This window comes from Streptomyces sp. NPDC102490, from assembly GCF_044765285.1.
Taxonomy (GTDB): Bacteria; Actinomycetota; Actinomycetes; order Streptomycetales; family Streptomycetaceae; genus Streptomyces.
Genome location: NZ_JBIWJU010000014.1, coordinates 297,563 through 308,341, shown reverse-complemented (window position 1 = coordinate 308,341; position 10,779 = coordinate 297,563). Strand labels below are relative to the sequence as shown.

General features: G+C 70.9%; 6 protein-coding genes. 1 reads left to right on the top strand and 5 read right to left on the bottom strand.

Annotation, left to right across the window (positions count from 1 at the left end; genetic code table 11):
• A partial coding sequence (locus ACIRGB_RS30610) for an alpha-amylase family glycosyl hydrolase (RefSeq protein ID WP_403871841.1) occupies window positions 1-1,019 on the bottom strand: 1,019 nt, incomplete at its 3' end.
• On the bottom strand, window positions 1,016-3,043 hold the full coding sequence (locus tag ACIRGB_RS30605) for an alpha-1,4-glucan--maltose-1-phosphate maltosyltransferase (RefSeq protein ID WP_403871839.1): 2,028 nt from the start codon (window positions 3,041-3,043) through the stop codon (window positions 1,016-1,018). The genes ACIRGB_RS30605 and ACIRGB_RS30610, both read right to left, overlap by 4 nt.
• Window positions 3,044-3,410: 367 nt before the next feature.
• Between ACIRGB_RS30605 and ACIRGB_RS30600 the strand changes: the two genes are divergently transcribed.
• Window positions 3,411-6,029 carry a glycosyltransferase family 1 protein gene (locus ACIRGB_RS30600; protein ID WP_403871837.1) on the top strand — a complete coding sequence of 873 codons (2,619 nt, stop codon included), beginning with the start codon at window positions 3,411-3,413 and terminating at the stop codon, window positions 6,027-6,029.
• A gap of 37 nt (window positions 6,030-6,066) precedes the next feature.
• Here the strand turns inward: ACIRGB_RS30600 and ACIRGB_RS30595 are convergent, their stop codons facing one another.
• The 3 genes from ACIRGB_RS30595 to ACIRGB_RS30585 form a co-directional block, all read right to left on the bottom strand.
• Complete coding sequence (locus tag ACIRGB_RS30595) at window positions 6,067-6,579, bottom strand: DUF1990 family protein (RefSeq protein ID WP_403871835.1); 513 nt, start codon at window positions 6,577-6,579, stop codon at window positions 6,067-6,069.
• An 80-nt stretch (window positions 6,580-6,659) separates the two neighbouring features.
• Window positions 6,660-8,309 carry a M4 family metallopeptidase gene (locus ACIRGB_RS30590; protein ID WP_403871834.1) on the bottom strand — a complete coding sequence of 550 codons (1,650 nt, stop codon included), beginning with the start codon at window positions 8,307-8,309 and terminating at the stop codon, window positions 6,660-6,662.
• Between the two features lie 325 nt (window positions 8,310-8,634).
• Complete coding sequence (locus ACIRGB_RS30585; protein WP_403871832.1) at window positions 8,635-10,686, bottom strand: M4 family metallopeptidase; 2,052 nt, start codon at window positions 10,684-10,686, stop codon at window positions 8,635-8,637.
• Between the last annotated feature and the right edge of the window lie 93 nt (window positions 10,687-10,779).

The window sequence follows — 10,779 nt, the reverse complement described above, 5'->3', positions numbered from 1 at the left end:
TCGTCGGTGACCATTTCCAGGGTCAGCTCGTCGTGGTTGCGCAGGAAGATGCCCCACTGGCAGCCCGACGGGATCGCCGGGGTCTTGGCGAGGATCTCGGAGACCGGGTAGCGCGACTCCCTTCTGACCGCCATGAAGATGCGCGGCATCACCGGGAAGTGGAAGGCCATGTGGCACTCGTCGCCGCCGGCCGCGAAGTCGCCGAAGTAGTCGACGACGTCCTCCGGCCACTGGTTGGCCTCCGCCAGTACCACCGTGTCCGGATACTGCGCGTCGATCTCCTTGCGCACCCGCTTCAGGAAGGCGTGCGTGGCCGGGAGGTTCTCGCAGTTGGTGCCCTCCTCCTGGTAGAGGTAGGGCACCGCGTCCAGCCGGAACCCGTCGATGCCCAGGTCCAGCCAGAACTTCAGCGCGGAGATCATCTCCTCCTGCACGGCCGGGTTCTCGTAGTTGAGGTCCGGCTGGTGGGAGAAGAAGCGGTGCCAGTAGTACTGCTTGCGCACCGGGTCGTAGGTCCAGTTGGACGCCTCGGTGTCGACGAAGATGATCCGCGCGTCCTGGAACTGCTTGTCGTCGTCGGCCCAGACGTAGTAGTCGCCGTAGGGGCCGTCCGGGTTGGTGCGGGACTCCTGGAACCACGGGTGCTGGTCGCTGGTGTGGTTCATGACGAAGTCGATGATCACGCGCATACCGCGCTGGTGGGCCGCGTCCACGAACTCCACGAAGTCGGCGAGGTCGCCGAACTCGGGCAGGACGGCGGTGTAGTCGGAGACGTCGTAGCCGCCGTCGCGCAGCGGTGACTTGAAGAAGGGCGGGAGCCAGAGGCAGTCCACGCCCAGCCATTGCAGGTAGTCCAGCTTGGCGGTCAGGCCCTTGAGGTCGCCGACGCCGTCGCCGTTGCTGTCCTGGAAGGAACGGACGAGGACCTCGTAGAAGACGGCTCGTTTGAACCAGTCCGGGTCGCGGTCCTTGGCGGGAGTGTCCTCGAAGGTGTCCGGCACGGGCTCGTTGACGATCATGTGATGGGTGACCCTCCGATCTGCGGGTGGGACGGTCGCAGAACCGTGCAGACGTGCGCGGGCGTACGACCCGGCTCCAGGCGCACATAGTTGGCCCTGCCCCAGTGGTAGGTCTCGTCGGTCAGCTCGTCGCGCACCGGCACCGACTCGTGCCAGTCCAGGCCGAGGTGCGGCATGTCCAACGAGACCGTGGCCTCCTGGGTGTGGCGGGGGTCGAGGTTCACGACCACCAGAACCGTGTTCGACCCTTGCCGCTTCGAGTAGGCGATCACCTCCTCCTTGTCCGTCGGGTGGAAGTGCAGATCGCGCAGTTGGCGCAGAGCCGGGTTCTCGCGCCGGATGGTGTTGAGGCGGGTGATGAGGGGGGCGATGGTGGTGCCCTCGCGGGCGGCGGTGTCCCAGTCGCGGGGTTTGAGCTGGTACTTCTCGCTGTCGAGGTATTCCTCGCTGCCGTCGCGCAGGGGGGTGTTCTCGCAGAGTTCGTAGCCGCTGTAGATGCCCCAGGTGGGGGAGAGGGTGGCGGCGAGGACGGCGCGGACCTCGAAGGCGGGACGGCCGCCGTGCTGGAGGTAGGCGTGCAGGATGTCGGGGGTGTTGGTGAAGAGGTTGGGCCGCATGTAGGCGGCGGCCTCCCCCGACAGTTCGGTGAGGTAGTCGGTCAGTTCCTGCTTGGTGTTGCGCCAGGTGAAGTAGGTGTAGGACTGCTGGAAGCCGATCTGGGCGAGGGTGTGCATCATCGCGGGGCGGGTGAAGGCCTCGGCGAGGAAGATGACGTCGGGGTCGGCGTGGTTGACGGTGGCGATGACGCGTTCCCAGAAGGCGACGGGTTTGGTGTGGGGGTTGTCGACGCGGAAGATCCGCACGCCGTGGTCCATCCAGAAGCGCAGGACGCGCACGGTTTCGGCGACGAGTCCTTCGGGGTCGGCGTCGAAGGCGATGGGGTAGATGTCCTGGTACTTCTTGGGCGGGTTCTCGGCGTGGGCGATGGAGCCGTCGGGGCGGTGGTGGAACCAGTCGGGGTGTTTGTGGACCCAGGGGTGGTCGGGGGAGCACTGGAGGGCGAAGTCGAGGGCGATCTCCAGGCCGAGCCTGTCTGCTTCGGTGACGAAGTGGTCGAAGTCGTCGAGGGTGCCCAGGGCGGGGTGGACGGTGTCGTGGCCGCCTTCGGGGGAGCCGATGGCCCAGGGGACGCCGACGTCGTCGGGGGTGGCGGTGAGGGTGTTGTTGCGGCCCTTGCGGTGGGTGGTGCCGATGGGGTGGATCGGGGGGAGGTAGACGACGTCGAAGCCCATGGCGGCGATGGCGGGCAGGCGGCGGGCGGCGGTGCGGAAGGTGCCGTGGGGCTGGGCGGGGGTGCCCTCGGAGCGGGGGAAGAACTCGTACCAGGCGCCGTACAGGGCGCGTTCGCGCTCCACGAGCAGGGGCAGCGGGTCGGAGGAGGTGACCAGGTCCCGCAGGGGGTGGCGGGCCAGGACCGCGTCCACCCGGGGCGTCAACGCCGCCGCCAGCCGGGACGCGGACGGCCGGCTCTCGTCCCGCAGGGCGTCGACGGCGGCCAGCAGCTCGCGCCGGTCCTCGCTGCCGGGGACGTCGGCGGCGGCCCGCTCGTACAGCCGGGCGCCCTCCTCCAGGACCAGGTCCGTGTCCATCCCCGCCGGGATCTTGATCCGCGCGGTGTGCCGCCAGGTGGTGACCGGATCGCCCCACGCCTCCACGGTGTACGACCACAGCCCGGGTTCGCCCGCGGTCACCTCGGCGCCCCAGCGGTCGGTGCCGGGGGCCAGCTCCCGCATCGGCGTCCAGGGGCCCGGGCGGCCCCGTGGATCTCTCAGGACGACATTGGCGGCGACCGCGTCGTGCCCCTCGCGGAACACGGTGGCGGAGACCTCGAACGTCTCGCCGGTGACGGCCTTGGCCGGTCTGCGCCCCCGTTGGACGACCGGACGGACGTCCAGGACGGGGATGCGCCCGACGACGGTGGTGCTCTCCGCGGGGATTGCTGACGAGTGGTGCGTGGCGGGCATGACCGCTCCTGTCCGCGTCAACTGGGTGGGCGGATGACTCTGGGGAGGTGGGTCCTGCGAGAGGCGTGCGGGGTGTACCGCAGGAGCCTTCCCACACTCTTCCGGTGGGCAATCCGGCGCTTTGTTAACTACTCCCGCGTATGTCGACAACGCGACACACACGGCGACCTCTTGGTCGTTTTCCCGGATGCAGCTCCCGCAATCAGCGTTCGTCGCGACAGGTGCAGCTTTCCGTCTGGGCCGAACCGCCACAAGAAGGCCGACGGGGAAAGATCCGGCCATATCGACACGCCGTGCGCGTCAGATCTGTCCGGCGCACAGGGCGAAGGCCCCAGCGAGGGACACATCGCGCGGTAACGTCGTCCGGGTGAAGGCGATCCGTCGACTGACCGTCCGTCCCGTTCTCCCCGACCCCCTCCGGCCGCTCAGTGATCTGGCCCGCAATCTGCGCTGGTCCTGGCACCCGGAGACCCGCGACCTCTTCCAGTCCGTCGACCCCGAGTGCTGGACCGCGTCCGGCCGCGACCCGGTACGGCTGCTCGGCACCGTGCCGCCCGCGCGCCTCGCGGAGCTGGCCGAGGACCGGCGCTTCCTGCGCCGGCTGACCGCGGTGGCCGACGACCTCGACCACTACATGACCGGCGACCGGTGGTACCAGGCCCAGCCGGGCCGACTCCCGGCCGCCGTGGCCTACTTCTCGCCCGAGTTCGGCATCACCGCCGCGCTGCCCCAGTACTCCGGCGGCCTCGGCATCCTGGCCGGCGACCACCTCAAGGCGGCCAGCGACCTGGGGGTGCCGCTCGTCGGCGTGGGTCTGCTCTACCGCCACGGCTACTTCCGCCAGTCCCTGTCCCGGGACGGCTGGCAACAGGAGCACTACCCCGTCCTCGACCCCCACGAACTGCCCCTCGCCCCGCTCGAGGAGAGCGACGGCACCCCCGCGCACGTCGCCCTGGCGCTGCCCGGCGGCCGGGAGCTGCGGGCCCGCATCTGGCTGGCCCAGGTCGGCCGGGTGCCGCTGCTGCTCCTCGACTCGGACGTCGAGGAGAACGAGGGCGGCGAACGCGGCGTCACCGACCGGCTCTACGGCGGCGGCAGCGAGCACCGGCTGCTCCAGGAGATGCTGCTCGGTATAGGAGGTGTCCGGGCGGTGCGCACGTACTGCCGGCTCACCGGCCACGCCGCCCCGGAGGTGTTCCACACCAACGAGGGCCACGCCGGCTTCCTCGGCCTGGAACGCATCGCCGAACTGTGCGACCAGGGCCTGGAGTTCGGTGCCGCGCTGGAGGCGGTGCGGGCCGGCACCGTGTTCACCACCCACACCCCGGTCCCGGCCGGTATCGACCGCTTCGACCGCGAGCTGGTCGCCCGCCACTTCGGTCCCGACTCCGAACTGCCGCGCCTCGACGTCGACCGCGTCCTCAGGCTCGGCATGGAGACCTACCCCGGAGGCGAGCCCAACCTCTTCAACATGGCCGTGATGGGCCTGCGCCTGGCCCAGCGCGCCAACGGCGTCTCCCTGCTGCACGGCGGGGTCAGCCGGGGGATGTTCGCCGGCCTTTGGCCCGGCTTCGACGCCGACGAGGTGCCGATCACCTCCGTCACCAACGGCGTGCACGCCCCGACCTGGGTGGCCCCCGAGGTGCTCCGGCTCGGCGCCCGGCAGATCGGCGCGCAGCGGGCCGAGGACGCGCTGACCGTCGGCGGCTCGGACCGCTGGGACTCGGTCGCCGACATCCCCGACCAGGACATCTGGGAGCTGCGCCGCACCCTGCGGTCCCAGCTCGTCGACGAGGTGCGCGAGCGGCTGCGCGCGTCCTGGCGGCAGCGGGGCGCCGGGACGGCCGAGCTGGGCTGGATCGACGACGTCCTCGACCCGGACGTGCTCACCATCGGGTTCGCGCGGCGCGTCCCGTCGTACAAGCGGCTCACGCTGATGCTGCGCGACCGGGACCGGCTGATGGACCTGCTGCTGCATCCCGAGCGGCCGATCCAGATCGTCGTCGCGGGCAAGGCGCACCCGGCCGACGAGGGCGGCAAGCGCCTGGTGCAGGAGCTGGTGCGGTTCGCGGACGACCCGCGGGTGCGCCACCGCATCGTGTTCCTGCCGGACTACGGCATGGCGATGGCGCAGAAGCTCTACCCCGGCTGCGACATCTGGCTGAACAACCCGCTGCGGCCGCTGGAGGCCTGCGGCACGTCCGGCATGAAGGCGGCGCTCAACGGCTGCCTCAACCTGTCGGTCCTCGACGGCTGGTGGGACGAGTGGTACCGGCCCGACTTCGGCTGGGCGATTCCCACCGCCGACGGCGTCGGCACCGACCCGGACCGGCGCGACGCCATAGAGGCCAACGCCCTCTACGACCTGCTGGAGCAGCGGATCACCCCGCGCTTCTACGAGCGGGGTGCGAGCGGGCTGCCCGACCGGTGGCTGGAGATGGTGCGCAGGACCCTCAGCCTGCTCGGCCCGAAGGTGCTGGCCGGCCGCATGGTCCGCGAGTACGTCGAGCGGCTCTACGCCCCGGCCGCCGAGGCGCACCGCGCCATGGACCCGGACTCCGCGCGCGGCCTCGCCGAGTGGAAGGCGCGGGTGCGGGCGGCCTGGCCGGGGGTGAGCGTCGACCACGTGGAGACGTCCGCCGCCACCGCGAGCGCCGAACTCGGCGCCACCCTCGGGCTGCGGGTGCGGGTGAGACTCGGCGACCTCGCGCCGGAGGACGTGGAGGTGCAGGCGGTCTCGGGCCGGGTGGACTCCGAGGACCGGATCACCGACGCGTCGAAGGCGCCGCTGAAGCCGGTGGGCGGGCCGGACCTGGAGGGCCGCTGGGTGTACGAGGGGCCGCTCGCCCTGGACCGCACCGGCCCCTTCGGCTACACGGTCCGGGTCCTGCCCGCGCACCGGCTGCTGGCCTCCGGTGTGGAGACCGGTCTCGTCGCGGTGCCCTCGGGTGACCTGGTGGAGGCGGCGGGCCTGCTGATGCGGTGAGCACCGCGGCGGCCGGGCGGTGGCCGGCGGGGCGGGCTCAGTCCTCCTCCTCGTCGCCGCCGCTCAGCCGCCGCAGGACGGTGCCGCACCGGCGGGCGTAGGCGTGCTGGAAGGCGCGGGCGGCTGGTCCGCCGGCCTTGGCGTACCACTTGGCGGGGCGGCTGAAGGCGGACACGGTCAGCCACACGGTGCCGTCGCCCGTGCGGTCCACCACGAAGGCCTCCTCGCCGGACTCGGGGTGGCCGGGCAGGGTGCCGTAGGCCCAGCCGGCCCGGCGCGGCTCCTCCAGGGTCCACACCACCCGGCAGGGCGCCTTGATCATGCCGGCGAGGGTGACGGTGACGTCGACGCCGGGCGCGGCACGCTCCGCGCTTGCCTCGATGCCGACGCCCATCTCCCGGTGCATCTCCCAGGTGAGGACGGCCTCGACCGCCCGCCGGAACACCGGTTCGCCCTCCCCGAGGCGGGTGCGTACGTGCAGGGGACGGAAGCCGGGCGGGCAGGCGCCCTGCTCGCGGGTGGCACCGACGTCGTCGTACGTGAAGGACATGGGCACCAAGCGTAGGGCGGCACCCGGGAACCGGTGGTTCCGGGTGCCGCCCGTGGTGTCGCCGCGCGGACCGTTGCCGGTCAGCTCACGTTGATCGCGGACCAGGCCGCGGCCACCGTCTTGTACTCGGTGCTGGTCGAGCCGTACAGGGCCGACGCCGCGTTCAGGGTCGCCGTGCGGGCGGCCTTGTAGTTGGTCGTCGACGTCATGTACGTGGTCAGCGCCTTGTACCAGATCTGCAGCGCCTTGGCGCGGCCGATGCCGGTGACGGTGGAGCCGTTGTACGTCGGGGAGTTGTAGCTGACCCCGTCGACGGTCTTCGCCCCGCTGCCCTCGGCGAGCAGGAAGAAGAAGTGGTTGGCCGGGCCGGACGAGTAGTGCACGTCGACGTTGCCGAGGGTGGAGGACCAGTAGTCCTTGGACGCGCCGTCCTTGCTGGGCTTGTCCATGTAGCGCAGCGGGGTGCCGTCGCCGTTGATGTCGATCTTCTCACCGATGAGGTAGTCGCCCTTGTCGGCGGAGTTGGCCGCGTAGTACTCCACGCCGGTGCCGAAGATGTCGCTGGTCGCCTCGTTGAGGCCGCCGGACTCGCCGCTGTAGTTGAGGCCCGCGGTGTTGGAGGTGACGCCGTGGCTCATCTCGTGCCCGGCCACGTCCAGCGAGGTCAGCGGGCTGGTGTTGCCGTAACCGTCGCCGTAGGTCATGCAGAAGCAGCTGTCGGACCAGAAGGCGTTGACGTACTGGTTGCCGTAGTGGACCCGGGAGTAGGCCGCCTTGCCGTCGTTCTTGATGCCGTTGCGGCCGAAGGTGTTCTTGTAGAAGTCCCAGGTGACCTGCGCGCCGTAGGCGGCGTCCACGGCGGCCGTCTGGTCGGTGGAGGAGCTGGAGGCGGTGCCGGTGCCCCACACGTCGTCGGCGTCGGTGAACAGGGTGCCGGTGCCGGAGGTCTTGCGGGCCAGGTTGTACGTCTTGTGGCCGCCGCGCCCGGTGTCGTACAGCTGGTACGTCGTGCCCGACTTGTAGGTGCCGAGCGTCACCGTGCCCGAGTACAGGCTCTTGCCGGAGCCCGTCTCGATGCCCTGGTACTCGTGCAGCTTGGCGCCGGTGGCGGCGTCGGTGATGACGTGCAGCTCGTTGGGCGTGCCGTCGTCCTGGAGGCCGCCGACGACGGTCTCGTAGGCGAGGACCGGCTTGCCGTCGGCCGCCCAGATCACCTTGCGGGGCGCGGAGTCGGCCGCGGTCTTCGACGACCCGGCGTCCTTCGCGGCCCCCAGCGCCTGCTGCTCGGCCTTGGCCGCGGCGATCTTCGGCGTCACGGTGGCGACCTTGATGGCGGCGTTCGTCGCTCTGGTGACGCCCTGGGTCGCGCCGGACTTCGCCTGGTGCACGACGAGGTCGCCGCCGAGGACCGGCAGCCCCTGGTAGGTGCGCTCGTAGCGGGTGTGGACGGTGCCGTCGACGTCCCGCACGACGTCCTTGACGACCAGCTTCTCCTGGGCGCCGAGGCCTATCCGCTGGGCCGTCGCGGCCGCGGAGTGCTGCTGTTCCTGGATGAGCGCGGTGCGCGCGGAGTCCGACAGCAGCACCGGGGCGCCCGGCAGGGCCTTCGGCGCGGAGGTGTCGGCGGTGGCGCTGCCGGCGGTCAGGCCGGTGGTGAGCAGGGCGCCGGCCGCGACGGCGGTGGCGACGGCCAGCGTGCTGCGCTTGTGGCGCGCGAAGAGGGAGGACACACAAGCTCCTTCGGTGGGGAGTCCGGTCGGCTGGGGTGGCCGGCCGGCGTTGACTGCGAAGTTGTGCGATGGGTGAGGGAAGCGTGGCACCCGTGCCGCGTACATGTCAGGGGGGTCGAATGATGTTGGCCGAAAGTCGACGTCCGGGTGAATGTTGCGGAAACGTGAACCCGTGTGACCTCGGCAAAGCCGCAACCCCGCCCGCGTATGGGCTTGGCAAAAAGAGGGTGGTCGTGGGGAGGGCGCCGCCCCCGGGAATCGAACCTCCGGGGACGGCGCCCTGACTGGGGTGGGACGGTGCGGGCCCGCGGACGGGCCGGCCGGCCTACGGGAAGGTGAGACGCCAGGCGTCGATGTAGCCGGTGTCCGCCTGGCCCTGGTCCTGGACGCGCAGCTTCCAGGTGCCGTTGGCCGTTTCGGACGAGGCGTTGACCGTGTAGGTCTCGTGCACGTCCGCCGCCGGGTCGTAGCCGCTGTTCTTCAGGCGGTACGTCGACCCGTCCGGGGCCACCAGGTCGATCTGCAGGTCACCGCGCCAGGTGTGCACGATGTCCACGCCCACCTTGAGGTTGCTCGGCGCGTTGCCGGTGCGGCCGGAGACCGTGATCGAGGAGGTCACCGCGGCCCCGTAGTCGGGGATGTTCACGTTGGCGGTGTTCTCGACGGTCGTGCCGCCGCCGCCACCGCCGCCGGAGCGCGAACCGACGTTGATGCCCGCCCACGCGTCCTGCACCGCCTTGTACTCGGCGCTGTCGGTGCCGTACAGCTCACCGGTCGCGGCGAGGGTGCCGGTGCGGGCGCCCGCGTAGTTGGTGGTCGAGGTGAACTTGGTGGTCAGCGCGCGGAACCAGATCTTCTCCGCCTTGGCGCGGCCGATGCCGGTGACCGGGAGGCCGTCCGAGGTGGGCGAGTTGTACGTGACACCGTTGATGGTCTTGGTGCCGCTGCCCTCGCTCAGCAGGTAGAAGAAGTGGTTGGCCGGGCCGGACGAGTAGTGGACGTCCACCCCGCCGATCCCCGAGTACCAGGAGTCCTTGGACGCGCCGTCCTTGCTGGGCTTGTCCATGTAGCGCAGCGGGGTGCCGTCGCCGTTGATGTTGATCTCCTCGCCTATGAGGTAGTCACCGACGTCCGAGGAGTTGTTGGCGTAGAACTCGACCGACGCGCCGAAGATGTCGGACGTGGCCTCGTTCAGGCCGCCGGACTCGCCGCTGTAGTTGAGTCCCGCGGTGTTGGACGTGACGCCGTGGGTCATCTCGTGTGCGGCCACGTCGATGGAGGTGAGCGGGTTGGCGTTGCCCGACCCGTCGCCGTAGGTCATGCAGAAGCAGTCGTCCGACCAGAAGGCGTTGACGTAGTTGTTGCCGTAGTGGACCCGGGAGTACGCGCCCACGCCGTCGCCGCGGATGCCGGACCGGCCCTGCACGTTCTTGTAGTAGTCCCAGGTCAGCGCCGCCCCGTAGTGGGCGTCGGCGGCGGCGGTCTCCGCGTTGGACGCGGTGCCGTTGCCCCACACGTCGTCGGGCCCGGAGAAGAGCGTCCCGGTGCCGGAGGTGCCGCGGTTGAGGTTGTACGTCTTGTGGTTGCCGCGCGCCGTGTCGGTCAGCGTGTACGACGACCCCGACTGCGCGGTGCCCAGCGTCACCGTGCCGCTGTACATCGTGTTGCCGGTGCCGTTCTCGATGGCCTGGTACGTGTACAGCTCGGCGCCGGTGGCGGCGTCCGTGATCACGTGCAGCTCGTTCGGGGTGCCGTCCTCCTGGAGGCCGCCCACGACCGTCTCGTACGCGAGGACCGGAGTGCCGTTCGCCGCCCAGATCACCTTGCGCGGGGCGCGGTCGGTGTCCGGCCGCTCGGCTCCCGCGGCCTTCGCGGCGGACACCGCCTGCGCCTCGGCCTTCGCGGCGGACATCTTCGGCGTCACGGTGGCCGGCTTGATCGCCTTGGCCGTGGCCTTCACGACCTGCTCCGTCTTCCCCGCCGCACCGGCCACCACGAGGTCGCCGCCGAGGACGGGCAGGCCGTCGTAGGTGCGCTCGTAGCGGGTGTGCAGGGTGCCGTCGCGGTCCTTGAGCACGTCCCGGACGACCAGCTTCTCCTTGGCGCCCAGGCCCAGGTCGTCGGCGGTCTCGGCCTTGGTGGCGTTGGCGTCGCGGATCAGCTCGGCGCGCTGCGACGGGCTGAGCCGGACCAGCTCGCTGCCCTTCGCGGGGGAGGGGTCGGGGGCCGCGGTGGCGGTGCCGGACTGGACCGCCGTGGCGATCAGCGCCGCGACACCGGCCAGTGCGACGGCCGCGGCACGCCGGTGCGTGACACGGCGGGAGGAGACGGAAGAGGTGGTGTGGGAGGCGCGTCTGTGGGGAGTGCTGCTGCTCAACACTGACTCCTTCTGCGTGGCCGCGGGTCACGCGGCCAGGGGAGACCGGCCGGCGGGTGGCCGACCGGGCGGAACTGTGCGGTACGCAGAAAC

Bases quoted from the DNA above. Each gene is read 5' to 3' on its own strand.
- ACIRGB_RS30605 (WP_403871839.1), bottom strand. From the start codon at position 3,043: ATGCCCGCCACGCACCACTCGTCAGCAATCCCCGCGGAGAGCACCACC.
- ACIRGB_RS30595 (WP_403871835.1), bottom strand. From the start codon at position 6,579: ATGTCCTTCACGTACGACGACGTCGGTGCCACCCGCGAGCAGGGCGCC.